At 69.1% G+C, this 24,944-nt stretch carries 23 protein-coding genes and 1 riboswitch; of the genes, 12 read left to right on the top strand and 11 right to left on the bottom strand.

Features of this window, described 5'->3' with window-relative positions:
• Positions 1-26: 26 nt before the first annotated feature.
• Positions 27-461 carry a MarR family winged helix-turn-helix transcriptional regulator gene (locus tag ACIHAO_RS19780; RefSeq protein ID WP_125782174.1) on the top strand — a complete coding sequence of 145 codons (435 nt, stop codon included), beginning with the start codon at positions 27-29 and terminating at the stop codon, positions 459-461.
• Here ACIHAO_RS19780 and ACIHAO_RS19775 read toward each other — a convergent pair.
• Positions 439-1,245, bottom strand: a complete 807-nt coding sequence (locus ACIHAO_RS19775) for an ion transporter (protein ID WP_396559785.1) — start codon at positions 1,243-1,245, stop codon at positions 439-441. The genes ACIHAO_RS19780 and ACIHAO_RS19775 overlap by 23 nt on opposite strands.
• A 26-nt stretch (positions 1,246-1,271) precedes the next feature.
• Positions 1,272-2,102, bottom strand: a complete 831-nt coding sequence (thiD, locus tag ACIHAO_RS19770; protein ID WP_396559783.1) for a bifunctional hydroxymethylpyrimidine kinase/phosphomethylpyrimidine kinase — start codon at positions 2,100-2,102, stop codon at positions 1,272-1,274.
• A 139-nt stretch (positions 2,103-2,241) separates the two neighbouring features.
• Between thiD (ACIHAO_RS19770) and ACIHAO_RS19765 the strand changes: the two genes are divergently transcribed.
• Positions 2,242-3,759 carry an alkaline phosphatase family protein gene (locus ACIHAO_RS19765; protein WP_396559781.1) on the top strand — a complete coding sequence of 506 codons (1,518 nt, stop codon included), beginning with the start codon at positions 2,242-2,244 and terminating at the stop codon, positions 3,757-3,759.
• 294 nt (positions 3,760-4,053) lie between these two features.
• Here ACIHAO_RS19765 and thiD (ACIHAO_RS19760) read toward each other — a convergent pair whose 3' ends face one another.
• The 3 genes from thiD (ACIHAO_RS19760) to ACIHAO_RS19750 form a co-directional block, all read right to left on the bottom strand.
• Positions 4,054-4,869, bottom strand: a complete 816-nt coding sequence (gene thiD, locus ACIHAO_RS19760) for a bifunctional hydroxymethylpyrimidine kinase/phosphomethylpyrimidine kinase (protein ID WP_396559779.1) — start codon at positions 4,867-4,869, stop codon at positions 4,054-4,056.
• Positions 4,866-6,524, bottom strand: a complete 1,659-nt coding sequence (thiC, locus tag ACIHAO_RS19755) for a phosphomethylpyrimidine synthase ThiC (protein ID WP_396559777.1) — start codon at positions 6,522-6,524, stop codon at positions 4,866-4,868. The genes thiD (ACIHAO_RS19760) and thiC overlap by 4 nt, the downstream gene beginning before the upstream one ends.
• Positions 6,518-6,652, bottom strand: a riboswitch (TPP riboswitch). (Overlaps the previous gene by 7 nt.)
• 35 nt (positions 6,653-6,687) lie before the next feature.
• Positions 6,688-7,338 carry a LysE family translocator gene (locus ACIHAO_RS19750; protein WP_396559775.1) on the bottom strand — a complete coding sequence of 217 codons (651 nt, stop codon included), beginning with the start codon at positions 7,336-7,338 and terminating at the stop codon, positions 6,688-6,690.
• Between the two features lie 101 nt (positions 7,339-7,439).
• Here ACIHAO_RS19750 and ACIHAO_RS19745 point away from each other — a divergent pair, with 101 nt between their 5' ends.
• Complete coding sequence (locus ACIHAO_RS19745) at positions 7,440-9,608, top strand: glycoside hydrolase family 15 protein (protein ID WP_396559773.1); 2,169 nt, start codon at positions 7,440-7,442, stop codon at positions 9,606-9,608.
• A 112-nt stretch (positions 9,609-9,720) separates the two neighbouring features.
• Here ACIHAO_RS19745 and ACIHAO_RS19740 read toward each other — a convergent pair whose 3' ends face one another.
• On the bottom strand, positions 9,721-10,287 hold the full coding sequence (locus tag ACIHAO_RS19740) for a peptide deformylase (RefSeq protein WP_396559771.1): 567 nt from the start codon (positions 10,285-10,287) through the stop codon (positions 9,721-9,723).
• A 157-nt stretch (positions 10,288-10,444) separates the two neighbouring features.
• Here ACIHAO_RS19740 and ACIHAO_RS19735 point away from each other — a divergent pair, with 157 nt between their 5' ends.
• Positions 10,445-10,756 (top strand): DUF3263 domain-containing protein, encoded by a 312-nt coding sequence (locus tag ACIHAO_RS19735; RefSeq protein ID WP_005160574.1) that lies wholly within the window; start codon positions 10,445-10,447, stop codon positions 10,754-10,756.
• Positions 10,753-11,397 (top strand): LytR C-terminal domain-containing protein, encoded by a 645-nt coding sequence (locus tag ACIHAO_RS19730; RefSeq protein ID WP_396559769.1) that lies wholly within the window; start codon positions 10,753-10,755, stop codon positions 11,395-11,397. The genes ACIHAO_RS19735 and ACIHAO_RS19730 overlap by 4 nt, the downstream gene beginning before the upstream one ends.
• Positions 11,398-11,450: 53 nt before the next feature.
• Here ACIHAO_RS19730 and ACIHAO_RS19725 read toward each other — a convergent pair whose 3' ends face one another.
• The 4 genes from ACIHAO_RS19725 to ACIHAO_RS19710 form a co-directional block, all read right to left on the bottom strand.
• Positions 11,451-13,730: an AAA family ATPase gene (locus ACIHAO_RS19725; protein ID WP_396559767.1), complete on the bottom strand. Its 2,280-nt coding sequence runs from the start codon at positions 13,728-13,730 to the stop codon at positions 11,451-11,453.
• A gap of 277 nt (positions 13,731-14,007) precedes the next feature.
• The gene (pssA, locus tag ACIHAO_RS19720; protein ID WP_396559765.1) at positions 14,008-14,988 is read right to left on the bottom strand and encodes a CDP-diacylglycerol--serine O-phosphatidyltransferase; all 981 of its coding nucleotides are present in this window, start codon (positions 14,986-14,988) and stop codon (positions 14,008-14,010) included.
• A 3-nt stretch (positions 14,989-14,991) separates the two neighbouring features.
• On the bottom strand, positions 14,992-15,720 hold the full coding sequence (locus ACIHAO_RS19715) for a phosphatidylserine decarboxylase (RefSeq protein ID WP_396559763.1): 729 nt from the start codon (positions 15,718-15,720) through the stop codon (positions 14,992-14,994).
• 474 nt (positions 15,721-16,194) lie between these two features.
• Positions 16,195-16,476: a GlsB/YeaQ/YmgE family stress response membrane protein gene (locus ACIHAO_RS19710; protein ID WP_396559761.1), complete on the bottom strand. Its 282-nt coding sequence runs from the start codon at positions 16,474-16,476 to the stop codon at positions 16,195-16,197.
• Positions 16,477-16,578: 102 nt separating this feature from the next.
• Here ACIHAO_RS19710 and ACIHAO_RS19705 point away from each other — a divergent pair, with 102 nt between their 5' ends.
• Positions 16,579-17,142, top strand: coding sequence for an ArsR/SmtB family transcription factor (locus ACIHAO_RS19705; RefSeq protein WP_396559759.1), 564 nt, complete (start codon positions 16,579-16,581; stop codon positions 17,140-17,142).
• Complete coding sequence (locus tag ACIHAO_RS19700; protein ID WP_396559757.1) at positions 17,139-18,374, top strand: MFS transporter; 1,236 nt, start codon at positions 17,139-17,141, stop codon at positions 18,372-18,374. The genes ACIHAO_RS19705 and ACIHAO_RS19700 overlap by 4 nt, the downstream gene beginning before the upstream one ends.
• Before the next feature lie 75 nt (positions 18,375-18,449).
• Here the strand turns inward: ACIHAO_RS19700 and glp are convergent, their stop codons facing one another.
• The gene (gene glp / locus ACIHAO_RS19695) at positions 18,450-19,652 is read right to left on the bottom strand and encodes a gephyrin-like molybdotransferase Glp (RefSeq protein ID WP_396559755.1); all 1,203 of its coding nucleotides are present in this window, start codon (positions 19,650-19,652) and stop codon (positions 18,450-18,452) included.
• Positions 19,653-19,726: 74 nt separating this feature from the next.
• Between glp and ACIHAO_RS19690 the strand changes: the two genes are divergently transcribed.
• The 5 genes from ACIHAO_RS19690 to groL all read left to right on the top strand — a co-directional run bounded on the left by ACIHAO_RS19690 (position 19,727) and on the right by groL (position 24,727).
• Positions 19,727-20,404, top strand: coding sequence for a TIGR00266 family protein (locus tag ACIHAO_RS19690; RefSeq protein ID WP_125782145.1), 678 nt, complete (start codon positions 19,727-19,729; stop codon positions 20,402-20,404).
• Between the two features lie 4 nt (positions 20,405-20,408).
• Complete coding sequence (locus ACIHAO_RS19685) at positions 20,409-21,032, top strand: AIM24 family protein (protein ID WP_396559753.1); 624 nt, start codon at positions 20,409-20,411, stop codon at positions 21,030-21,032.
• 114 nt (positions 21,033-21,146) lie between these two features.
• Complete coding sequence (locus tag ACIHAO_RS19680; protein WP_247058582.1) at positions 21,147-21,353, top strand: cold-shock protein; 207 nt, start codon at positions 21,147-21,149, stop codon at positions 21,351-21,353.
• Between the two features lie 56 nt (positions 21,354-21,409).
• Positions 21,410-22,849, top strand: a complete 1,440-nt coding sequence (locus tag ACIHAO_RS19675) for a serine/threonine-protein kinase (protein WP_396559751.1) — start codon at positions 21,410-21,412, stop codon at positions 22,847-22,849.
• 249 nt (positions 22,850-23,098) lie between these two features.
• Positions 23,099-24,727, top strand: a complete 1,629-nt coding sequence (gene groL / locus ACIHAO_RS19670) for a chaperonin GroEL (protein WP_125782140.1) — start codon at positions 23,099-23,101, stop codon at positions 24,725-24,727.
• Positions 24,728-24,944: the final 217 nt, after the last annotated feature.

Here is a 24,944-nt window from a genome sequence, read left to right as displayed (position 1 = left end):
CCGCCGTGTACCCAGAGGAGCCAGTGGTGACCACGTCAGCGGTCCAGGACGTTTCGGGCAGGTTGTTCCTGGCGGTGGGCAGGTTGTCCCGGTCACTGCGCCAGGCGGGCGTGCCAGGACCCGGCCACGGCGCGATCTCGGCGCTCGCCACGCTCGTGAACTACGGCCAGCTCCGCCTGGGTGATCTCGCGGCGAAGGAAGGCGTCGCCGCGGCCACCATGTCGAGGATCGTCGCTTCGCTGGTCGAAGCGGGCTACGTCAGCCGTGAATCGGACCCGATCGACAGGCGCGCCTGGCTCGCGGAGGCCACCGAAGAAGGCGAGAGGCTGGTTTCCGGTGTCCGGTCGACTCGGGTGAACGAGCTGGGCAAACGCCTCGAACGGCTGACCCCGGAGCATCAGGCGGCCCTGGCGGCGGCCCTTCCGGCACTCGAAGCGCTCATCGCTGACGAAGAGCGCTGAGTTCCGCGACCTCCGCGCGAAGGGCGCGGATCTCGTCGAGGATCTCCTTGTTCGCCACAGCCTGTGTCTCGGCCTGCTTCGCCTCTTCCTCGCGGATGTCCTGGCGAAGCTCGTCCTCCATCCCGCTGACCACGACGGCGATGAAGAGGTTCAGCACCGCGAAGCTGGACACGAGGATGTAGACCACGAAGAACACCCACGCCAAGGGTGCTTCCTTCATGACCTCCTTGGCGATGTCCGGCCAAGCTTCACCGGTCATCACCTGGAACAGCGTGAACAGCGAAGTGCCGAGGTCGCCGAAGTTCTCCGGGGAGATCGCGCCGAACAGCTTCGTCGCCATCACGCCCGCGACGAAGATGATCAGCGCGAGGAGCGCGGCGATCGACGCCATGCCGGGGATCGCCGCGAGCAGGCCGGTGACGACCTTCCGCATCGACGGCACGACCGAGATCAGCCGGAGTACCCGCAGGACCCGCAACGCCCGGAGCACCGCGAACGGGCCGGTCGTGGGGATCACCGCGATGCCGACGACGACCAGGTCGAAGATGTTCCACGGGTCGCGGAAGAACTTCGAGCGATAGGCGTAGAGCTTCGCGCCCAGTTCGAGGACGAAGATCCCGAGCGCGACGTAGTCGACCGTGTGGAGCAGAGACCCGTACTCCGCGACCATTCTCGTCGAGGTCTCCAGGCCGAGGGTGACGGCGTTGAAGACGATCACCGCGATGATGAAGTTCTGGAAGCGGCGGTCTTCGACGACCCTGGCCACCGTTTCACGTCCGGTCACGGCACAGATCGTAACCGGACGTGTGCTCAGTGCTCCGGCGCAAGCCGCCAGAACGCCGAGACCGGACCGACTTTCGCGCCCATCGGATAGGCGTTTTCGACCGCGTGTGAGACGAACCACTTGCCGTAGCGGGCGGCCTCCACGACGGACATCCCCTTCGCGAGACCGGCCGTCAGCGCCGACGCCATCGTGTCCCCGGCGCCGTGGGTGTGCTGCGTCGCGAACCGCTCGCCCGGCAGTTCGACGAACGTGGAGCCGTCGAAGAGCACGTCGACGCATTCCGGGTCGGAGACGAGGTGCCCGCTCTTCACGAGCACGTACTCGGGCCCGAGCCGATGCAGGACGACGGCCGCCTGATGCATCTGTTCGCGGGTGGTCACGGTCATCCCGGTCAGCAGGCGGACCTCGTCGAGGTTCGGCGTGAGGACGGTCGCGCGCGGCAGGAGTTCGTCCCGCAGCGCGACCAGACCGGCCTCGTCGAACAGCGGATGGCCGTGCATCGACGCCGCGACCGGGTCGACCACGAACGGCACCTTGGCGTCGCGGCCGATCTCGGCCTTGTCGCACGCCGCGGCGACGGCGTGGATGATCTCGGCCGAGGCGAGCATGCCGGTCTTGGCCGCGTTGACGCCCATGTCGGCCGCGACGGCCTCGATCTGGCCCGCGACGATGCTCGCCGGGATATCGGTGCGGTCGTGCACGCCGAGGGTGTTCTGGACGGTCACGGCGGTGACCGCGACCAGACCGTGCACGCCACAGGTGAGGAACGTGCGCAGGTCCGCCTGAAGGCCGGCGGCACCGCCGGAATCGGACCCCGCGATGGTCAGCGCCGACGGCGGGCTCGGGTTCTCGCTCATGGGTCCATTTTCCACGCGCTCTCCCAAGGGAGCCCGTCGGCTGAAGTCCTTCGCGGGGGCACGCGGACTTCATCGAGAAGACAGTTCGGCGCACTAACTTGACCGAAGAATTGGTTTGTACAAGTTATCTGGAGGCTTCGTGCGCAGAACGCTTTCCCTCCTGTCGGCATTGGTGGCCGTCGCCGGATTGACCTCCGGCGTGGCCATTGCCGCGGCCAAGGCGCCGAAGGTGCTGGTCATCGGCCTGGACGGGGCCCGCTTCGACAAGCTGATGGCCGCCGACACCCCGAACGTCCACGCGCTGGTGGAGCGCGGCTACGCCTCGCGCAGTTCGCTGTACGGCAGCGGGATGGCGCCGACGGTGAGCGGTCCCGGCTGGTCCACGATCCTCACCGGCGTCTGGCCGGACAAGCACAAGGTGAAGGACAACTCCTTCACCGGCAACGACCTCGCCTCGCATCCGAGCTGGCTCGCCCGGGCCGAAACCGCGAACCCGGCGCTCGACACGTACGCGGCGGTCGACTGGACGCCGATCAGCGACCGGATCCTGCGTACCGGCCAGGACCGCAAGTTCGTCCGGAACGGCGACAGCGACGGCTACGAGAAGACCGACGAACAGGTCGCCGTCGACGCCGAGAAACACCTCGAGCAGGACAAGGCCGACGCCTCGTTCGTCTACTTCGGACAGACGGACATCGCGGGCCACGACCACGGCGCGGACTCCCCGCAGTACGAAGCCAGCCTGCGCACCGACGACGCGCTGATCGGCCGTCTGCTCGCCGCCGTCGACGCGCGCGCGAACCGCGCGGACGAAGACTGGCTGATCATGATCTCCTCGGACCACGGCCACACGCCTTCGGGTGGCCACGGCGGCGACACGCCCGAGGAACGGATGACGTTCGTGATCGCCGCCGGTGGCGCGGTCCCGGCCGGAACCCCCGCCGTGGCACCGAAGATCGTCGACATCGCGCCCACGGTGTTGCGGCACCTCGGCATCGCGGCCCCGGCGGGCTACGACGGCTACGCGCTCGGCGCCGCGCCTTCGGATGTCTTCGACACAGCCGTTTTGAAGGCGCGGCAAGACGAGGCCGGCGTCCCGGCGGGAGTACTCGGCTGGACGCACGACGCGCCGGGCGGCTGGACCGTGCGCAACGCCTCCGGCATGCCCGCCGGCGTGACGGAGTGGCAGGGCTGGTCCTTCACCACCGACGACTTCTGGACCCGCACCGCTCCCGGCCAGCAGCGCGAGGCGAACGCGCGAGCGCGCGGCGTCTTCGCGGTCGCGGACCCGGACGAGTGGGACGACAAGGGCTCGCCCTCGTCGCGCGGGACCTTCGACTCTTCTCTGATCTCGCCTTCGGCTGACGTTTCCGGGAAGTCCACTGTGGACGTCTCGTTCGTCTCGCACTATCGGCAGGACGGGACGCAGCGGGGTGCGCTGACGGCGTCGTTCGACGGTGGTCTGGAGCAGAACGTGCTGGCCTACGGACCGGAATCCGGTACGGCGAACAAGGGGGGCGACGTGCTTTCGGTGCCGACGTCGGTTTCGGTCAAGGTGCCCGCGGGGGCTCGTTCGGTGAAGCTGACCTGGCGGCTCTACGCGGCGGGGAACAACTGGTACTGGGCCGTGGACGCTCCTCGCGTCACGATCCGGTAGCGGATGTCATGAAAGGGTCGTTGAGGACATCTTTTGTCCTGAACGACCCTTTCATGACACTCTCGCGCTCCTTGCTTGAGCCGCCAGAACGGCGACACCGGCCCCCGGCCGCGGGCCGACGTTGCGAAAGCCACTTTCGCAACGTTGAAGGTTGCGAAAGTGGCTTTCGCAACCCCCGGTGGGGCGCGTCGCCCAGCAGGACCCCCGCAGTACATGAAGGTCCCCTTCCTTGCGCCTAGGTACAGGAAGGGGGCCTTCATGTACTTTCACGGACCCGCAACCACTGGCCGCCGTCTACCGCAACGCCCAGAAGGGTGAAACAGGCCCCACCCCGGCCCCCAGCGGATACGACTCCGCCACACACCGCTCGATGAACCGCTTCCCCTCGGCGACGGCGGTCGGCACGTCCGCGCCCTTCGCCAGCGAAGACGTGATGGCCGAAGCCATCGTGTCACCGCCGCCGTGCGTGTTCCGCGTGTCGAAGCGAGGCCCGCTCAGCTCCACCCAGGATTCGCCGTCGGACAACAGATCCACGCAGTCCTGCGCCGCGTCGAGATGCCCGCCCTTCACCAGCACCCACTCGGAACCGAACTCCAGCAACGCCTCCGCCGCCTCACGCTGAGTCGACGGCCCGGTCACGGAAACGCCGGTCAGCAGCCGTACCTCGTCCAGATTCGGCGTGATGAGCGTGGCACGCGGGAAAAGCTCGGTGCGGATCGCCTCCAGCGCTTCCTCGCGCAGCAACGCGTGCCCGGTCATCGAAGCGGCGACCGGGTCGACGACGAATGGCGTGTTCGACGAGCGTCCGATGTGGACCTCGTCGAGTGTCTTCGCGACGGCGTTGATGATCTCGGCCGTCGCGAGCATCCCGGTCTTCGCCGCGTCGACGCCCATGTCTGTGGCGACGGCCTTGATCTGCCCGGTCACGACGTCGACCGGGATCTCGCTGAAACCCTGCACGCCCAGCGAGTTCTGCACGGTGACCGCGGTGAGCGCGACCATCCCGTGCACCCCGTTGGCGAAGAAGGTGCGCAGGTCGGCCTGGATGCCCGCACCACCACCGGAATCCGATCCGGCGATGGTGAGGGCGGTCCTGGGCGTGGCTGTCACTGATTGACCACCGGCAGGTACACCTTGTTGCCCTGCTCGGCGAACTCGTTCGACTTCTCCGCCATGCCGGCCTCGATGGCCTCCACAGTGGACAGTCCGTGTTCGTCGGCGTACTTGCGGATGTCCTGGGTGATGCGCATCGAGCAGAACTTCGGCCCGCACATCGAGCAGAAGTGCGCCGTCTTCGCCGGTTCCGCGGGCAGCGTCTCGTCGTGGTACGCGCGGGCGGTGTCCGGGTCCAGCGACAGGTTGAACTGGTCGTTCCAGCGGAATTCGAAACGGGCCTTGGAAAGCTCGTCGTCCCACTCCTGCGCGTACTGATGCCCCTTGGCGAGGTCGGCGGCGTGCGCGGCGATCTTGTAGGTGATGACGCCGGTCTTGACGTCGTCGCGGTTCGGCAGGCCCAGGTGCTCCTTCGGCGTGACGTAGCAGAGCATCGCCGTGCCGTACCAGCCGATCTGCGCCGCGCCGATGGCCGAGGTGATGTGGTCGTACGCCGGCGCGATGTCGGTCGCGAGCGGGCCGAGGGTGTAGAACGGCGCCTCGCCGGTCAGCTTCTCCTCGAGTTCGACGTTCTCCTTGATCTTGTGCATCGGCACGTGGCCGGGGCCTTCGATCATCACCTGGACGTCGTGTTCGCGGGCGATGTGCGTGAGCTCGCCCAGCGTCTCCAGTTCGGCGAACTGCGCGCGGTCGTTGGCGTCGGCGATCGAACCGGGCCGCAGGCCGTCACCGAGGGAGAACGTGACGTCGTACTCGCGCAGGATCTCGCAGAGTTCGGCGAAATTGGTGTACAGGAACGATTCCTTGTGGTGCGCGAGGCACCAGGCCGCCATGATCGAGCCGCCGCGCGAGACGATGCCGGTGACCCGGCGCGCGGTCAGCGGGATGTATCGCAGCAGCACCCCGGCGTGCACGGTGACGTAGTCGACGCCCTGCTCGCACTGTTCGATGATGGTGTCGCGGTAGACCTCCCACGACAGCTTTTCCGGCTCCCCGTTGACCTTTTCCAGTGCCTGGTAGATCGGCACGGTGCCGACCGGCACCGGCGAGTTGCGGACGATCCACTCGCGTGTCTCGTGGATCCGCTTGCCGGTGGAGAGGTCCATGATCGTGTCGGCGCCCCAGCGGGTGGCCCACACCATCTTGTCGACCTCTTCCTCCACAGAGGACCAGACGGCCGAGTTTCCCATGTTGGCGTTGATCTTCACCAGGAACTTCTTGCCGATGATCATCGGCTCGGTCTCCGGGTGCTTGCGGTTGGCGGGGATCACCGCGCGGCCGCGAGCGACCTCGTCCCGCACGAATTCCGGCGAGCAGCGCTCGCGTGCCGCGACGTACTCCATCTCGCGGGTGATGACGCCCTGTTTCGCCCAGCCGAGCTGGGTGTTGTGTTCACGACCGTCGGCCCAGCCGGCACGCAATCGATGCAGTCCACTGTGGACATCGATCTGCGCGTCGTCGTCGGTGTACGGGCCGGAGGTGTCGTAAACGTCGAAATGCTCGCCGTTCGAAAGATCGATCCGCCGCGCGGGGACCCGGAGGCCGGATTCCGTCTGGTGGTAGATCTTGCGGGAACCGGTGATCGGCCCGGTGGTCACGGTCGGCGTGATGCCCTGGGCACCCTTTTCAAAGGCACTGTCAAGCGTCGTCAACGACGTTCACTCCCTACGCCGGCATTACCCGGTCAGGTTCATGCGGTCGGCGGCGCCGGGTCTTCCAGAAAAAAAGACTCCAGCCGCCCTCTCAGCCCGCCATGGCGCGAGCTCCCGCGTTGTTTGGTTGTGCCCCGACCATGCCACGCCGGGGCTCGGACAATCAACCCTCCAAGGCGACGGTCACTCCGAAGCCGACCAGAACGCCGCCGGACGTGCGCTCCAGCCACAGCTTGACGCGATCGCGGCGCAGCCACTCACCCAGGCGTGTGACCAGCAAGGCGAGCGACGAATACCAGACGATGTCGACGGCGATCCACACCGCGACGCAGAGCAGCAGCGGCCACGGTCCGGCGTCGGAGGGGACGAACTGGGGGAGGAACGAGATCGCGAACACGCCCGCCTTCGGGTTGCTCACGTTGATCAGGAAGCCGGATCGGAAGCCGCGCCCGGCGGGTTCGGCGGCGTCATCGGCGCCCTTGCGGAAGAAGAGCGCCTTGACGCCGAGGTAGATCAGGAAGACCGCGCCCGCGATGCGCAAGACGTCGTAGGCGACCTGCGAGGCGATGAGGAGCGCGGTGAGACCGAACACCGCGGCGAGTCCCCAGAACGCGACGCCCGCCTCGATGCCCGCGACGGTGGCGAACGCGTTCCGGCGTGAGCCCTTCGCCGACTGCTTGATCAGCATCACCGTCGCCGGGCCGGGGACCATCGCCATGAGGAAGGCGGCGGGGATGAACGCCAGCAGGTTCGGCATTCCCCGATCGTCGGCGACGAGGCCTGCCGAGAGCAACGCGATTTCCGGCGCCGACATGTCGACAGCGTTAGCGGTTCACCGGTTTGGAGCATGTGCTCGCGGGGGATTCACGACAGAATCCCGGAGGTTCTGCACCGTTACAGAAGTCTGGGGTGGATATGCGAAAACTCATGCTCCCGGCACTGGCAGGAGTGCTGGTCGCGGGGCTGGTCCCGGCGGTGGCCGCGGCACAGGGCGGTGAGGCGCCCGGTGCGCCCGGCGCGCATCCGAGCTGGCTCCCGGCGGACAAGACCGGCTTCGGCACCGCCCGCGAACGCGCGAGCAACGTCTGGTTCACGCTGCAAGGTGGCCGGATGTCCGAGGTCTACTACCCGGATCTGTCGACGCCGAGCGTCCGCGCGCTCGACCTCGTCGTCACCGACGGGACGAGCTTCGCGACGGTCGATTCCTCGGCCAAGGCGCGGCAGGTGCGCCGCACCGACGGCCTCACCTACGAACAGACCATCACCGACGACCAGCGCCGCTGGAAGCTCCGCAAGACCTACGTCACCGATCCGGCGCGCACGAGTGTGCTGATCGACGTCGACTTCGTTTCGCTGACCGGCCGTCCTTACCAGGTGTACGCGGTCGCGGATCCCGATCTCACGAACGAAGGATCCGACGACTCCGCACGCGCCGATGGGCTGAACGCGGTCGCGTCCGACGCGAAGACCGCTGCCGCGCTGACCGCGGAACCGGCGTTCTCGCGCACTTCCGTCGGTTACGCGGGTTCCTCCGACGGCATCACGCAGCTGACGAAGTCGTTCGCTCTCAAGGATTACGCGACCGCGGCCAAGGGCAACGTGCTGATCACCGGGCAGACGACCGTCGACGGTGTCCGCTCACGGGACTTCACGCTTTCGCTCGGCATGGGCGCGAAGGACTCCGACGCGCTCTCCACCGCGAAAGCCTCGCTACGTCGCGGATTCACCGACGCCTCCCGCGCGTACGACCGCGGCTGGAAGCAGTACCTCCGCCAGGTGAAGGACGCGCCGTCGTCGCTCAAGACCAAGCGGGAACGGGACCTCTACCAGGCGTCCGTGCTCATGCTCGCGGCGAGCGAGGACAAGATCCACCAGGGGGCGCTCATCGCGTCGCCGAGTATGCCGTGGCGGTTCGGGAACAACGACCCGGAATGGTCGCCGTCGGGCACCTATCACCTGGTCTGGCCGCGCGACCTCTACCAGATCGCGACCGGCCTGCTCGCCGCCGGCGACCGCGACGCCGCCGACCGGTCGATCGACTACATGTTCGGGACGCAGCAGCTGCCGGACGGGCATCTGCCGCAGAACAGCCACGTCGACGGCACGCCGTACTGGACGTCGATCCAGCTCGACGAGACCGCGCTGCCGATCGTGCTCGCCCAGCAACTCGGCCGCACCGACGCCAAGACCTGGCAGGGTGTGCGCAAGGCGGCGGAATTCCTGTTGTCCTACAAGGCGGACAACGGGCACGCGTCGCCGTACAGCCAGCAGGAACGCTGGGAAGAACAGGACGGCTACTCGCCTTCGACGATCGCCGCGGTGATCGCCGGACTGGTCTGCGCGGCCGACATCGCCAAGGCGAACGGCGCGGTCGCCGACGCGAAGCGCTACCTCGGCACCGCCGACGCGTTCAAGGCGAAGCTCGCCCAATGGACGGTGACCACGAACGGTCCGCTGTCGAAGGACCCGTACTTCGTCCGGCTGACCAAGGACGGCAACGCGAACAACGGCACGAAGTACAACCTCGGCAATTCCAGCGTGACCATGGACCAGCGTGCCGTGACCGACGCCGGTTTCCTCGAACTGGTGAGGCTGGGCATCTACCGCGCCGACGATCCGGTGATCAGGAACAGCGTCAAGGTCACCGACGCCGACATCGCCTTCACCACCCCGACGGGTCAGTTCTGGCACCGGTACACGAAGGACGGCTACGGCGAGAAGGCCGACGGGGCACCGTGGGACTACACGTTCCCGGCGGAAAGCCGGACCACTTTCGGGCGACTGTGGCCGCTGCTCGCGGGTGAACGCGGCGAGTACGACCTCGCCGCCGGTGACCGCGGTACGGCCGCGAAGCGCCTACGTGACCTGGGGCGCGTCAGCAGCTCCGGGGACACGATGCCGGAGCAGGTCTGGGACGAGAACGCGCCTTCGGGGCAGCCCGGCTTCCCAGCGGGCACTCCGACGGCGTCCGCGACACCGCTGGCGTGGACGCACGCCCAGTACCTGCGGCTCGCGTGGTCGGTGCAGGCGGGGAAGGTGATCGAGCAGCCGCGGGTGGTGCGGTGCCACTTCCTGGGCTGCTGACTCCGGCCCGCTAGTGCAATGAAGGGGCCTTTCATAGCAAATTTTGCTATGAAAGGCCCCTTCATTGCACGCGGGGCGGGTGTGAGAGGGGGTTCGTCGCGCCGGGCAGGAGTCAGTCGTCGGAGGGCTGCGCCTCCGGCAGCCACGAGTTGCCCGGAACGCCCCATTTGTTCGACTTGAGCATTTTCTTCGCCGCGCGAGCGTGGCGCCCGACCAGCCGGTCGAGGTAGATGAAGCCGTCCAGGTGATCGGTCTCGTGCTGCAGGCAGCGCGCGAAGTAGCCGGTTCCTTCGACCTCGATCGGATTACCGTCGACGTCGAAGCCGGTGACCTTCGCCCACGAAGCGCGGCCGGTCGGGTACGACTCGCCGGGCGCCGACAGGCAGCCTTCCCAGTCGTCGTCCGGATCCGGCATCGTCTCCGGGATCTCCGACGTCTCGAGCTTCGGGTTCACCACGACGCCCTTGTGGCGGGTGCCCTCGTCGTCGGGGCAGTCGTAGACGAACACGCGCAGGTCGAGGCCGATCTGGTTGGCCGCGAGGCCCACCCCTTCGGCGGCGTACATGGTCTCGAACATGTCGTCGACGAGGGTGCGCAGCTTGTCGTCGAACTCGGTGATCTCCCGAGTCGGGTTGTGCAGCACTGGCTCGCCGGCGATCACGATGGGATGGACGGTCACGCGCGCAGTTTAGTCGGACCCTTCTGGTAGACCCTTACCCATGACGCGCCGACGCCGATACCGAGGCCGGGCGCCGGTTCCGTGGTCTAATGGCGCCGCGGAATGACAAGCCTGTGGTTTCACGCCGCCGAGCACTGACCTGATTGCGAGGAGTCGGATGGACGCCGCGGAGTCGATGGCCGAGCCCGACCAGCCGTCCCCGTCGGAGACCGTGAACGGCCTCAGCGAGCGCGAGCTCGACATGCTCGCGTTCGAACGTCAGTGGTGGAAATACGCCGGCGCGAAGGAACAGGCGATCCGCGAACGCTTCTCTATGTCGTCGACGCGCTATTACCAGTTGCTGAACCGGCTGCTCGAGAAGACCGAAGCCATGCAGGCCGACCCGATGCTGGTGAAGCGCCTGCGAAAGACGCGAGCGGCCCGGCAGCGCAATCGCGCGGCCCGGCGACTGGGGATCGATCTCTCATGAGTCTGTTTTCGGGGCTGTCCCGGCCGATGAAGGCCGCCGGACTGGCCTTGGTCGGTGTCGCCGTGATCGCCGCCGTGATCGGCGGAATCACCCTGACCAGTGGCGGAGGTGACTCGGACACCGCCACGCCGCCCGGCACCACGCCCACGACCTCAGACGGTGCGACGCAGCCTTCGTCTCCGGCGCCGGGGTCGCCTTCGGCCAGCACGCCGCCCGCCTCGTCGGCGCCGCCGTCGAGCGCGCCCGCGAGTTCCGCCCCGCCGGCGAGCCAGCCCGGGCAGACCGGTCAGCCGGGGCAGCCCGGCCCGGGGCAGCCTGGTGGCGATCAGCAAGCGTCCCACAAATGGGTGACCGTGCGGGTCTACAACAACAGCACGATCCAGGGGCTCGGCGAGCAGGCCGCGCAGGACTTCCGCGCTTCCGGCTGGAACGTCTCCGAGGTCAAGGGCTATCCGGGCAGGCTCCCCGAGACCGTGGCCTACTTCCGGCCGGGCACCGACGAGGAAGCGGCCGCGAAGGCGCTGGCGCTGGAGTTCGGTTTCCGCGCCGAGCCCAGGTTCAAGGAGATCGAGAACATCGGCCCCGGCGTGATCGTCATCCTCACCAAGGATTACAAGACCAACGACAAAGACGGCTCCTAGCAGCTACGGAAAGGGCCCTCTTCCTCGCGAGGAAGAGGGCCCTTTCCCGTACTTCAGACCTGGGTCTGCGCGTACGCCTCCAGCGCCGCCAGCTGTGCCGGGTCGAGCGACGGACGCACGGCTTGAGCCGCCTTCGTCAGATGCTCCGCGGTGACCTCCTTGGCCTCCAGCGACTCGCGCATAGCGGTCAGCGCGGCCTCCCTGATCAGTGCCGCGCAGTCCGCCGCCGAGTAACCGTCCAAAGTGGCCGCATACGCCGCCAGGTCCACATCGGACGCGAGCGGCGTGTTCTTGGCGCTGGCGGCCAGGATCGCCTCGCGCGCGTGAGCGTCCGGCGGCGGGACGTAGACGCGGCGCTCCAGCCGTCCTGGCCGCAGCAGCGCCGGGTCGACCAGCTCCGGCCGGTTCGTCGCACCGAGGACGACGACCTCGCGCATCGGCTCGACACCGTCCAATTCGGTCAGCAGGGCCGCGACGACCCGGTCCGACACGCCGGAATCCGAGGACTGGCCGCGGCGCGGGGCGAGCGCGTCGATCTCGTCGAGGAAGATCAGCGACGGCGCGGCCTCGGCGGCGCGGCGGAAGAGCTCCCGCACCGCGCGCTCGGATTCGCCGACCCATTTGTCCATCAGTTCCGCGCCCTTGACCGCGAAGACGTTCAGCGCGCCGGTGCCCGCGAGCGCGCGGACCAGGAACGTCTTGCCACCGCCCGGCGGGCCGTACAGGAGCACGCCGCGCGGCGGATCGACGCCCAGGCGGGCGAACGAGTCCGGGTAGCGCAGCGGCCACAGCACCGCCTCGGTGAGCGACTGCTTGACGTCCGTCATGTTGCCGACGTCGTCGAGCGTCAGTCCGCCGGTGGCCAGATTGTCCGAAGTGGACATGGAGATGGGGCGGACGGTGGTCAGCGCGTCGAGCAGGTCCTGCTGGGAGATCCGCGGCTCGTCGGCGTCACGCTGCCGCAGCGCGGCCCGGAGTGCGGCGTCGCGGCGGAGCGCGATGAGATCCGCGGCCACGAAACCGGGCGTGCGCTCGGCGATCGGGCCGACGTCGACGCCGGACTCCAGCGGGGCTTCGCGCAGGAGCACACGAAGGAGTTCCGTGCGGGTCTTCGAGTCCGGGAGCGGCAGGCCGAGTTCGCGGTCGAGCAGGTCCGCGGCGCGCAGCCGGGGATCGGCCGACTCGGCCCGTCCCGTGGTGGCGATGACCGCGAATCCCTTGCTGCGCAAGGCGTTACGCAGGTCGTCGAGGACGACCGTCGCGAGCGGCGGCGGCTGGGACGCGGGCAGTAGCGCGTCGATGTCGGTGATCAGCAGGACGGCGGGATCTTCGTCGCGGGTGGCCTGTTCGATCGCCTCGCGCAGTCGTGCGGCGGCCACGTTCGGCTCGAGGACGGCGATGTTCGGCGCCGCGAGAGACACCACCCGCACCTTCTCGGCCTGCGCCACGGCGCGGACCAGCGTCGCCTTCCCGACACCTTCCGGCCCGGACAGCAGGACCCCGAGATGCGCCGACGTCCCGAGTTTCGCCAGCAGCTCCGGCCGGTGGAAGGCCAGGTCGAACCATTCGGCGAGTTTGCGCGCGGCCGATTCGGAGCCGGCGAGATCCGACAGGGGAGGCACGGACTCCTCGGCCACTTCGTCGACCCGCTCGTCTTCGACGATCTCGGCGTCGATGAAGTCCTCGTGTGGCGTGGAGGGCGTGCTGCGCACCAGCGTCGTCCCGGCACGGGCCGGGACGGCGGCGGGCGCGGCCTCGCCGGTGCGGGCGCCGTCGCGCCAGCTGACCACAGTGGACGGTCCGACGGCGACCGGTCCCGGCGGCTCGGTGGCGGTGACGGTGAGCAGTTCGTTCGTCCACGTCATGCCGATGGCGCGGGAAAGCTGGCCGCGGACCGCGGAGACATCGGAGCCCGGGGCGGGCGCGAGGTCTTGGGGGAGCAGGGAAACAGCGTCGCCGACCGTCAGGACCTTGCCGATCAGGGCGAGCCTCAGGGTGTGCGGGGAGAGCGAGACGCTCGCCATCCTCGAACCCGACACGGTGACCGTCTTCGCGGCCGACACCTCCGCCGGAGCGACGACCACTTCCGCTCCCTCGGTCACGCCGAGGTTCGACATCGTGACGTCGTCGAGGAGGATCACGCCCGGGATCCCCTCGGCGTCCGACGGGGCGGCCAGCGCCGAGCTGACGCGGGCGCCGGTGACGCGGACGGCGTCCCAGGCCATCAGGCCGAGCGCGTCGAGGACTTCGGGGTGCAGCCGGACGACGCCGCGGCGGGAGTCCAGGGCGGACGGGGTGTGCCGGACGGTCAGCGTGATCTGGGGTGCGCTCACCCCGTCACCCTATCTACGCGGCGGGCTCCCAGCGGTCGCCGCGCGCCGCACAAGCCTCACGACCGCGTTCGACCGAGTACATGAAGGCCCCCTTCCTTGCGCCCAGCGCAAGGAAGGGGGCCTTCATGTACTCGACTTCCGAGTTGTCCACAGGCTCACCCACTTGTGGACAACTCCCGCCTCCGACCCCCGTTTCCCCCGGTCCCGTCAGTGGGCACCGATACGCCGGGCGCGGGGCCGTCCCCCAGGGACGGGCGGGGGGCTGGGGTGGCGCGGGTCAGCGTTTCCGGAGGCCGATCCGGCGCCACGAGCGGCGCCGTGGGCCTCGGCCGTTGTCCCGGTCCTTGTCGGTGCTGATGGTGCGCGGAGCGCGGGCGACGTGCTGTTCGCCTCGCTGGAGCCGGACGCGCTGAGCGGCCCCGGCCACCACTCGCCGCAGCGGCGGGCGGCGCAGGCCCAGACGGCGGCGGCTCGAAGAGCGCCGGATCGCGCGCCGTTCCCTCGGCGGCGCCATCCACGCTTCCGGGTGCTGCGCGAGCCAGCGGTACCGGTACACCGAGTACGGGATGTGCGCCAGGTACAGGATCAGCGCGATCGCCAGCGCCACCAGCGGGAACTGGATGATCGCGGCGGCCAGCAGGCCCACCCCGACCAGCAGCGGCGCGATCGCCTTCGGCGGAGCCTTCACCGTCTTCAGCGAAAGCGTCGGGATCCGGCTGATCAGCAGCGCGGCCACGGCGATCGTCCACACCCACACCATGTACTGGTGCGACCACCAACCCTGCCCGAACTGCAGCTCCAGGATCAGCGGCAGCATCGCCAGCAGGCCACCGGCGGGCGCGGGCACACCGACGAAGAACTCGCCGGCGTACGGCGGCTGCTCGGTGTCCTCGATCAGCGTGTTGAACCGCGCCAGCCGCAGGATCATGCAGACCGCGAAGATCAGCGACGCCACCCAGCCGATCCGCTCACCCTCGGCGTGCCAGACGTACAGCACCAGCGCGGGCGCGACACCGAACGAGATGCCGTCGGACAGCGAGTCGAGCTCCTGCCCCATTTTCGACGTCGCGTCCAGCAGCCGCGCGATCCGGCCGTCGAGACTGTCGAGCACCGCGGCGATCCCGATCGACGCGATCGCCATCGGGTAGTTGCCGATCAGCGCGAACTGCACCGACGACAGACCGGCGCACAGGGCGAGCACCGTGATGGCGTTCGGCAACAGCCGGACGCCGGGAGTTGTCGTGGTCACGCGGACCATGGATCAGCCTTCCGGGTGCGGCGCCGTGGGCAGCTCGGCGATCGGCGTCTCGCCGCCGATCGTGCGCTGGCCCTTCGAGACGAGGACCTTGCTGCCCGGCGGCAGGTACAGGTCGACTCGCGAGCCGAAGCGGATGATGCCGTACGTCGAACCGACGCCGACCTTGTCACCCTCGCGGATCTCGCAGAGGATGCGCCGCGCCACCAGCCCGGCGATCTGCACCACGACGAGCTCGTGACCGTCTTCGGTGCGCATGAGCACGGAGTTGCGCTCGTTGTCGTCGCTCGCCTTGTCCAGGTCCGCGGACAGAAACTTCCCGGGCCGGTAGGCGACCCGCTCGATCACACCCGACGCCGGGATCCGCTGGACGTGCACGTCGAACACCGACAGGAACACGCTCACCCGCATCCGCGGTTCGGCGGACAGCCCCAGCTCGGGCGGCGGCACGGCCTCCTCGATCAGCGAGACCAGGCCGTCCGCCGACGCGACCGCGAGGCCGGACTGGGCGGGCGGCACCCGCTTGGGCTCACGGAAGAACGCGGCCGTGGCGGCCGTCGCGAGCGCGCCGAGGACGCCGAGGGGCTTGGAGAACTTCCGCAGCACCAGCGTCGCGGCGAGGCCGCCGAGCACGAACGGCTTGCCTGCCGGGTGCATCGGCGGAACGGTCTCGCGGGCCAGCTTCACGGCGTGCGCGAGTGGGTTTCCAGTGGATTCCGGCCGGTTGCCGCTCATTGGTCGGGTTCACCGCAGTTCGTGTCGGGGGTTGGGTATGAAGAGCCACCACGCTACCGCCCTGTCCGGGCCAGGGCCGTGCCTCCCCCGGAAGGGTTTCCCCGGCGTGGGTGGGAGGCACCACATCCCGGTAACGGTCGGTGGAAATAAGCGATAACTCTAGGTGATTGAAGCCGATCGCCGACCTTGAGGACCCGTGAATGCCCGCCAGCCCGGACCCCGCAGGCGAGCGACTCGCCGAGCTGTTCCGAGCCTGGAAGAGGGACATTTCGGCGGCGCCGATGCCTTCGCTCATCGACCCCGTCCGCGCCGCCTCGGTCATCGCCGAGGCACGCGCGTCCGGGTGCATATGCCCCCCGACGGCACATGCACCCGGACGCGGCAGCTGGAACTGAGCGAACGTCCCACTCTAGTTCGCCGGACGCCCGCGATCACCCGTCGCGAGAAAACCGTTACCAACGGTCACTCCTTTGATCATCGGCGCGAGGCGTCGCTCCGCCCGGAGCCGCGCACCAGCCGCAGCAGGGCGAGCAGCACGATCGAACCGAGAATGGCGACGCCGAAGCTGGGGAAGTCGAACTCGAAGCTCCGCTCGGTGCCCGTCGCGAGCCGGTAGACGAAACCGCCCAGTGCCGCCCCGAGCACGCCGATCAGGATGCTGAACAGGCAGCCACCCCGCCGGTCCGGACCGCCGACCACGACGTTGGCCAGCCACCCGGCGATGGCGCCGAACACGATCCACGAGAAGAAACCCATGCCGTCGAGATTACGTGGACGGTGCGGACCGGCCACCTGACGCGACCGGCAGCACACAAGAGCACTTGTACAAGACCTGTTGTGCAACTACTGTTGTGCGTTATGGCCGACCGTGAGGTACGTGAAGTCCACGATTCGAAAGTGCTCGCCGCGATGTCGCATCCGTTGCGGCGCCGACTGCTCGACGTCCTGCGCCTCGACGGCCCGTGCACGGCGTCCGTGCTCGCCGAGCGGACCGGGCAGGCGGTCGGGAACGTCAGTCACCACCTGAAGGTGCTGGCCGCCAGCGATCTGGTCGAGGAAGCGCCGGAGCTCGCCCGCGACCGGCGCGAGCGCTGGTGGCGCCGCGTCGGCTACGCGGTTTCCTGGTCGCCGTCGGACTTCCCCGACGACCCGGTCGCGGCCGCCGCCGAATCCCTCGCCCTCGAACGCCAGGTTTCCATGGCGCGCCAATGGTTCGCCGAACGCGACACCTACCCGGAGGAGTGGCATCGCGCCGCCTTCGCCACCGACAGCTGGATGAAGTTGTCGGTGACGGAACTGGCCGAAATCGAGCGCCGGATCCAAGCGCTGGTCCGGGAGTACAGCGACCGCGAACAGCCGGACGACGGCCAGGAACGCAGGCCGGTGTTCTTCGCGACCCGCGCCGTCCCGGCCCGCCCGTGACCACCCGCGAACGCGGCGGATTGCTGCGCTCACGCGATTTCCGGCTGTTGTGGACCGGCGAGACGACCAGCGTGCTCGGCAGTTCCATCGCCGTCGTCGCGCTGCCGCTCGTCGCGGTGGTCACCCTCCAGGCCAGCACGTTCGCGGTCGGGCTGTTGACCGCGGTCGCCTGGCTGCCGTGGCTGCTGATCGGCCTGCCCGCCGGCGCCTGGGTCGACAGACGGCCGAAACGCCCGATCATGCTGGCCTGCAACACCGTCTCCATGCTCGTGTTCCTGAGCGTCCCGGTCGCCGCCTGGTTCGGGTGGCTCACGATGACCCAGTTGCTCGTCGTCGCCTTGGCGGGTGGTGTCGCGAAGGTGTTCTTCAACGTCGCGTACCGCGCGTACCTGCCTTCGCTGGTCGAGAAGAAGGACCTCCAGGAAGCCAACGAAAAGTTGCAGGGGAGCGAGTCCGCCGCGCAGATCGGCGGACCCGGTCTCGCCGGTCTGCTGGCGCAGGGTTTCGGCGCCGTCGCCGGGGTGCTCGCCGACGCCGTCAGTTTCGGGATCTCCGTACTGTGCCTGCGATCCATCCGCTTTCGCGAGCCAGAACGCCCGGCGAAGACGCGCTCGCGGCTGCGGGACGAGATCCGCGAGGGCCTCGATTTCGTGGTCCACGACCGGTACTTGCTTGTCCTGGCGGTCTTCGGCGCGGTCTCGAATGTCGCGCTCATGGGTTACCAGTCGATCGAAGTCGTCTTCCTCGCCCGCGACCTCGGCGTGGGAGAGGCGACCGTCGGGCTCGTGCTCGCGCTCGTCGGTGCGGGTGGCGTCGCCGGTGCCGCGCTTTCGGGCAAGCTCGCCGCGCGGATCGGCACCGCGCGCGCCTTCGTGCTCTGCGAGGCCTTCGGGGCACTGATGATGTTGCTGGGACCGCTCGCCCAAGGCGGCTGGGGGCTCGCGTTCTTCGTCGCCGCCGGGTTCGCGCTCAGCGCCGGGGTCGTCGGCTCGAACGTCCTCAACGCCACCTTCAAACAGCGGTACGTCCCGGCGTCGATGTTCGGCAGGGTCACCGCGAGCATGTCCGTACTCAGCTTCGGCGCGATCGCGCTCGGCGGCCTGCTCGGCGGGATCCTCGGCGAGACCGTCGGCGTGCGGCAGACGCTGGGCCTGATGGCCGGGCTCGAGGTCGTCGCCGTCTTCGCGCTCCTGTTCACGCCGATCGGCCGGTGCCGCGACTTCCCAACCTGACGCCCCGCAATCAGTCACCTACTTGCGCCCGTATCCGGGCGCAAGTAGGTGACTGATTGCGGGATGAACGAGACGTCAGAGCAGCAGGACGTCCACCTCGTCGCCCTGCTCGGCCGAGTCCACGTCCTCCGGCAGGACGATCAGGCAGTTCGCCTGCGTGAACGACGCCAGCAGATGCGATCCCGGCCCGCCGCGCGGCCCGACGATGCCGGTGACCTCGCCTTCGGAATGCGTGTAGAAGCCCCGCCGGAACTGGCGCCGTCCGGCGGGGGAGGTCATCGCCTCGGTCAGCCGGGCCCGCACCCGCTGCCGGTCGACGCCCGCGTGCCCCATCGCCGCGAGCAACGCCGGCCGCAGGAACGCTTCGAACGAGACGAGCACGCTCACCGGGTTTCCCGGCAACGTCACCACCGGCACGCCGTTCCACCGCCCGCAGCCCTGCGGCCCGCCCGGCTGCATCGCGACCTTCCGGAACTCCACGCCCTGCCCGGTCAGCGCGTCCTTCACCACTTCGTACGCCCCCGCGCTGACCCCGCCCGAGGTCACCAGCAGGTCCACGTCCGCCAGCCGCGGCTCGATCACCGCGCGGAACTCGTCCACGTCGTCGACGACACTGCGCACGACTTCCGCCTCGCCGCCGAGCGCGCGGATCGCGGACGCCAGCATGATGCTGTTCGACTCGTAGATCTGGCCGTGCCGCAAGGGTTCCGGCGCGTCGACGAGTTCGGTCCCGGTGGACACGACGAGCACCTTCAACGGCCTGAACACGGGCACCTCGGCGAGCCCGACGGCCGCCGCGAGCCCCAGCTGCGCCGGGCCGAGCACGGTTCCGGCCGAAAGCGCCACCGTGCCCTCGACGACGTCTTCACCCTGGCGCCGGATATGCGCGCCCGGGACGGCCGTCCTGAGAATCCGGACGTCCGTCACACCGCCGTCGGTGTGTTCGACCATCACCACCGCGTCCGCGCCGGGCGGCAGCGGGGCGCCGGTCATGATCCGGTGCGCGGTGCCCTGCTCCAGTTTCGTGATGTCGACGCGGCCGGCGGGGATGTCCTCGGCGACCGGCAGCGTCACCGGCGCTTCCTCGGCGGAGGCGATGTCTTCGGCGCGAACGGCGTAACCGTCCATCGCCGAGTTGTCGAAAGGCGGCAGCGAAACGCCCGCGCGCACGTCCTCGGCGAGGACGAGCCCGGCGGCGGAGGCGAGCGGAAGGCGGATGACGGGGGCGTTTCCGAGCAGGCCGGTGACGGTCTCACGGTGGGCGTCGACGGAGATCACGCCGACCATCCTCCTCGGTCGGGGGTCGCATGCAAGACTCTGCGCGTCACAACGACCACCGGGGAGTACAAGACATGCAGGTTCAGATCCGTCACCAGCCGTCGTTCGCGGTGGCGAGGCTCGTCCTCGCCCCGGGCGAACCGGCTCAGGTCGAGTCTGGCGCGATGATGGCGACGAGCTACGGCGTGCAGGTCCAGTCGCAGGCGCAGGGCGGCATCATGAAGGGACTCGGCCGCGCCTTCCTCTCCGGCGAGTCCTTCTTCATCTCCACCTACACCGCCCCGCAGAACGGCGGCTGGGTCGACGTCGCCGCGAACCTGCCCGGCGACATGCAGATCATCAACCTCGACGGCCGCACCGGCTGGTGCGTCACCCGCGGCTCGTGGCTCGCGTCTTCGCACGGCGTGCAGACGGAGACCAAATGGGGCGGGCTCAAGAACCTCGTCGGCGGCGAGGGCGGCTTCCTCACCCACGCGACGGGACAGGGCCCGCTGGTCGTGGCCTGCTACGGCGCGCTGGAGACGGTCACCCTGCAGCAGGGCGAGGTGATCACCATCGACACCGGGCACGTCGTCGCCTTCGCCGACACCCTCCAGTACCAGATCCGCAAGGTCGCCACCGGCGTCATCCAGTCGATGAAGAGCGGTGAAGGCCTCGTCTTCGACTTCGCCGGTCCGGGCCAGCTGCTCACCCAGACCCGCAACCCGTCGGCGCTGTCCGCCTGGGTGATCGCCCAGGTCCCCTCCCGCTGAGCGCATGCGGGTCCAGACGAGGCACACCCCGAACTTCGGGGTCGCACGCGTGCTGCTGTCCCCCGGCGAGGCCGTCCAGGCCGCCGGGGACACCATGCTGGCCAGCAGTTTCGGCATCACCGAAACCGTTCCCGCCCGTGGTGGTTCACGGGCGGGCAAGGCCGCGCCTTCGGTGTTCAACGCGCCGGAGGGCGGCGGCTGGATCGACTTCGCGCCGCTGACCGCCGGCGACGTCTACCCGCTGGAGTTCACCGGCGGGGCGGGCTGGTGCGTGAGCCGGGACGCGATCCTCGCCCGGCCGGCGACCGTCCGGCTCGATCCGGGCTGGGCGCCGCTGCAGAAACTCTTCGGCGCCGACTCCGGTTTTCTGGAGCACTACAGCGGAACCGGTCCGCTCGTGCTGGCCGCGCAAGGCCCGGTCGACGCCTTCGAACTCACCGCGGGCGAACTCGTCACCGTGCGGCCGGACTTCCTGCTCGCCTACCCGGACACCGTGCAGTGCCGTCTCCGCGCGGTCGACCAGTCCGGCCCGCAGTCCGTCCGCACCGGCGAAGGGCTCGCGCTGGACTTCGCGGGACCAGGACGCGTCCTTGTGCAAGCGCGCAATAGGCGGCTTTTTCGCGGATGACCTTAAGACGAATTGAGCATTGCCGACGCCGGTGATTCGGGTAGCGTGAACTGCACTCGAAACCGCCGTCCGGGGCAGGCGAGGCCGGCGGATCCTGTGCTGAGGGAGTGCGTCGTGACAGTCGGCACCGTCAAATGGTTCAACTCGGAAAAGGGCTACGGATTCATCGAATCCACCGAAGGGCCCGACGTCTTCGTCCACTACTCGGCCATTCAGGCCGACGGATTCCGGACGCTCGACGAGGGTGATCGCGTGGAATTCGAAGTCCAGTCCGGGCGTGACGGGCGGAGTCAGGCGGCGGACGTACGCAAGGTCTCCTAGCGGGACTTCGGCCGACCCCCGGCGGCCTCCGGAACTGGCGCGTTACGCTTCGCTGCGTGACAGGCGATGAGTCGGGGGACCTGACCGGTCGCCGGCTGGGCAACTACCGCATCGACGGTGTGCTCGGCAAGGGCGGCATGAGCGTGACCTACAAGGCCACGGACGTGCGGCTCGGACGCAAGGTGGCACTGAAGGTCATCGGTGATCACCTCGGGGCCGACGCCGAGTTCCGCGAACGCTTCGTCGACGAGGCGCGGAACACGTCCGCGATCGACCATGCCAACGTCGTGCCCTTGTACGACTTCGGCGAGCTCGAAGGCATGCTCTACATCGCCATGCGGATGGTCGACGGCGGAGACCTCGCCGGGCTGATCTCCGGCGGCCCGATCGCGCCCGCCCGCGCGCTGACCATGCTCGACCAGGTCGCCGACGCGCTCGACACCCTGCACAACCGGGGTCTCGTGCACCTCGACGTCAAACCGGCCAACGTCCTGGTCACCAGCAAGGAGACCTCGCGCGAGCACGTCTACGTCGCCGACTTCGGCCTGACCCGCCGCGGCGCCACCGGGCACCGCACCCGCGGCGGCGACTTCCTCGGCTCGCCCACGTACGCGGCCCCCGAGCACCTGCGCGGCGAGCCGCTCGACGGCCGCACCGACCAGTACGCGCTCACCTGTGTCCTGTACGCCTGCCTGACCGGCAGCCCGCCCTTCAAGGGCGACGTGCAGACGGTCATCAAGGGACATCTGAACGGGGAGCCCCCGGCCATCTCGCGGATCGTCGGCCTGCCTGCCGGGATCGACGAGGTCGTCCGCAAGGGAATGGCGAAGAATCCCGCCGATCGCTACCCCAACTGTGTTGAGATGATCGCGGCCGCCAGGCGCGCGCTCGGTCCGCTCGCGACTTCGAACGAGCCGCCCGGCCCGCCCGGGGCCGCGGCGCCGGTCCAGCAGACCGCACCGCAGCAGGCGCCACGGCAGAACACGCCGCCACAGGGAGAGGGGGGCCCCGTGCACCCGTACGGAGGACAGCAGCCCGGCTACGGCCAGCAGGGACCGGGACCGCAGGGTCCCCCGCCCCAGCAGGGGCCGCCGCCCGGCTATGGCCCGCCGCCGCAGCAGGGTGGTTTCCAGCAGGGCGGGTACCAGCAAGGACCGCCCCCCGGTTACGGCCCGCCGCAGCAGCAGGGCGGCTTCCAACAGGGTGGCTTCCAGCAGGGCCCGCCCCCTGGCTATGGCCCGCCGCAGCAGCAGGGCGGTTTCCGGCAGCAGCCCAAGAAGAGCGGCGCCAAGTGGATCTGGATCGTCGTCGGCGCCCTCGTGGTCGCGGGCGCGATCGTCGCGGCGATCTTCATCTTCAGTGATTCGAGCGGCGGCAACGGCCCGCAGACCACCGCGCCGAACATCCCGGTCGGCCCCGGCGGCTCGCAGTCGCAGGCCCCCGGATCGTCGCTGAAGGCGCCGCCCTCGTCGATCTCCATCAAGCCGAGCAACTGAATACCACCGCGCTGACCTGCGGTTCTTGCACTCGACCGTGGAGAGTGCTAAACACGACATTGGCACTCGACGCCGTCGAGTGCCAGGCAGAGCGGTCACCGATCGCTCGCCTGAAGGTCGGGACGGTGAGGCCGCACCCTTGATCGGGTGGGTCGTCCGTCGCGGGCACCGAGCCTGGCCGAGGAAGAGTCCTGCCGCCGCGCTGTAGTAGGCGTGCGGCGGCGCCCAATACCGGAGGACCACACCGCAATGGCCAAACTGATCGCGTTCGACGAGGACGCCCGCCGCGGTCTTGAGCGCGGCTTGAACATCCTCGCCGAAGCCGTCAAGGTGACCCTCGGCCCGCGGGGCCGGAACGTCGTGCTCGAAAAGAAGTGGGGCGCGCCGACGATCACCAACGACGGTGTCTCCATCGCCAAGGAGATCGAGCTCGAGGACCCGTGGGAGAAGATCGGGGCCGAGCTCGTCAAGGAAGTTGCCAAGAAGACCGACGACGTCGCGGGTGACGGCACCACCACCGCCACCGTGCTCGCCCAGGCTCTCGTCCGCGAGGGTCTGCGCAACGTCGCCGCCGGGGCCGACCCCATCAGCCTGAAGCGCGGCATCGAGGCGGCCGTCGAGGCCATCACCGAGCAGCTGCACAAGATGGCCGTCCAGATCGAGACCAAGGAGCAGATCGCTGCTACCGCCTCGATCTCGGCCGCTGACCGCACCATCGGCGAGCTCATCGCCGAGGCGCTGGACAAGGTCGGCAAGGAAGGCGTCGTCACCGTCGAGGAGAGCAACACCTTCGGGCTCGAGCTCGAGCTCACCGAGGGTATGCGCTTCGACAAGGGCTACATCTCCGGTTACTTCGTGACCGACCCGGAGCGTCAGGAAGCCGAGCTCGAGGACCCGTACGTCCTCCTCTTCGGCTCCAAGATCTCCACCGTCAAGGACGTCCTGCCGCTGCTGGAGAAGGTCATCCAGTCCGGCAAGCCGCTGCTGATCATCGCCGAGGACGTCGAGGGCGAGGCCCTGGCCACCCTCATCGTCAACAAGATGCGTGGCACCTTCAAGTCCGTCGCCGTCAAGGCCCCGGGCTTCGGTGACCGCCGCAAGGCGATCCTGCAGGACATCGCGATCCTGACCGGTGGCCAGGTCATCTCCGAGGACGTCGGCCTCAAGCTGGAGAACGCGGACCTTTCCCTGCTGGGCAAGGCGCGCAAGGCCGTCATCACCAAGGACGAGACCACCATCGTCGAGGGTGCGGGCGACGCCGACCAGATCCAGGGTCGCGTCAACCAGATCCGCGCCGAGATCGACAACTCGGACTCGGACTACGACCGCGAGAAGCTCCAGGAGCGTCTGGCGAAGCTGGCCGGCGGCGTGGCCGTCATCAAGGCCGGTGCCGCCACCGAGGTCGAGCTGAAGGAGCGCAAGCACCGCATCGAAGACGCGGTGCGCAACGCCAAGGCCGCCGTCGAAGAGGGCATCGTCGCCGGTGGTGGCGTCGCTCTCATCCAGGCCGCCGAGGCAGCCTTCGCCGGTCTGAAGCTCGAGGGCGACGAGGCCACTGGTGCCAACATCGTCAAGGTCGCCGTCGAGGCGCCGCTCAAGCAGATCGCGATCAACGCCGGCCTCGAAGGCGGCGTCGTGGCGGAGAAGGTCAAGTCCCTCCCGCAGGGTCACGGCCTCAACGCCGCCACCGGTGTCTACGAGGACCTGCTCGCCGCCGGCGTGCCGGACCCCACGAAGGTCACCCGCTCCGCGCTGCAGAACGCCGCTTCCATCGCGGCGCTGTTCCTGACCACCGAAGCCGTCGTGGCGGACAAGCCGGAGAAGGCCTCGGCCGCTCCCGCCGACCCGTCCGGTGGCATGGGCGGCATGGACTTCTGAGTTCGAGCCCGTAACACCGGAAAGCCCGGACGCGCCTCGTGCGTCCGGGCTTTTCCTTTGCCAGGGGCGCCCGAAGTACCTGAAGGGGTCCTTCAGGCGCTGCCGCTGTCGCTGACGGTGCTGCTGGCGCTGGAGCTGGGGGGGGGGGGGGGGGGGGGGGGGGGGGGGGGGGGGGCGGGCGGGGGGGGGGGGGGGGGGGTGCCACGCGGGGTGAGGG

It is taken from the genome of Amycolatopsis sp. NPDC052450 (genome assembly GCF_044547565.1).
In the GTDB taxonomy this organism is placed as follows: Bacteria; Actinomycetota; Actinomycetes; order Mycobacteriales; family Pseudonocardiaceae; genus Amycolatopsis.
The sequence above is the reverse complement of the archived record's forward strand: the minus strand, read 5'-3'. Positions and strand labels throughout refer to the sequence as shown.

Excerpts from the sequence above, each read along its gene's own strand:
- ACIHAO_RS19710 (WP_396559761.1), bottom strand. The coding sequence starts at position 16,476 with ATGGGTTTCTTCTCGTGGATCGTGTTCGGCGCCATCGCCGGGTGGCTG.
- ACIHAO_RS19715 (WP_396559763.1), bottom strand. The coding sequence starts at position 15,720 with ATGAGCGGCAACCGGCCGGAATCCACTGGAAACCCACTCGCGCACGCC.
- groL (WP_125782140.1), top strand. The coding sequence starts at position 23,099 with ATGGCCAAACTGATCGCGTTCGACGAGGACGCCCGCCGCGGTCTTGAG.
- ACIHAO_RS19750 (WP_396559775.1), bottom strand. The coding sequence starts at position 7,338 with ATGTCGGCGCCGGAAATCGCGTTGCTCTCGGCAGGCCTCGTCGCCGAC.
- ACIHAO_RS19745 (WP_396559773.1), top strand. The coding sequence starts at position 7,440 with ATGCGAAAACTCATGCTCCCGGCACTGGCAGGAGTGCTGGTCGCGGGG.
- ACIHAO_RS19690 (WP_125782145.1), top strand. The coding sequence starts at position 19,727 with ATGCAGGTTCAGATCCGTCACCAGCCGTCGTTCGCGGTGGCGAGGCTC.
- ACIHAO_RS19705 (WP_396559759.1), top strand. The coding sequence starts at position 16,579 with ATGGCCGACCGTGAGGTACGTGAAGTCCACGATTCGAAAGTGCTCGCC.
- ACIHAO_RS19730 (WP_396559769.1), top strand. The coding sequence starts at position 10,753 with ATGAGTCTGTTTTCGGGGCTGTCCCGGCCGATGAAGGCCGCCGGACTG.
- ACIHAO_RS19735 (WP_005160574.1), top strand. The coding sequence starts at position 10,445 with ATGGACGCCGCGGAGTCGATGGCCGAGCCCGACCAGCCGTCCCCGTCG.
- pssA (WP_396559765.1), bottom strand. The coding sequence starts at position 14,988 with ATGGTCCGCGTGACCACGACAACTCCCGGCGTCCGGCTGTTGCCGAAC.
- ACIHAO_RS19685 (WP_396559753.1), top strand. The coding sequence starts at position 20,409 with ATGCGGGTCCAGACGAGGCACACCCCGAACTTCGGGGTCGCACGCGTG.
- thiD (WP_396559783.1), bottom strand. The coding sequence starts at position 2,102 with ATGAGCGAGAACCCGAGCCCGCCGTCGGCGCTGACCATCGCGGGGTCC.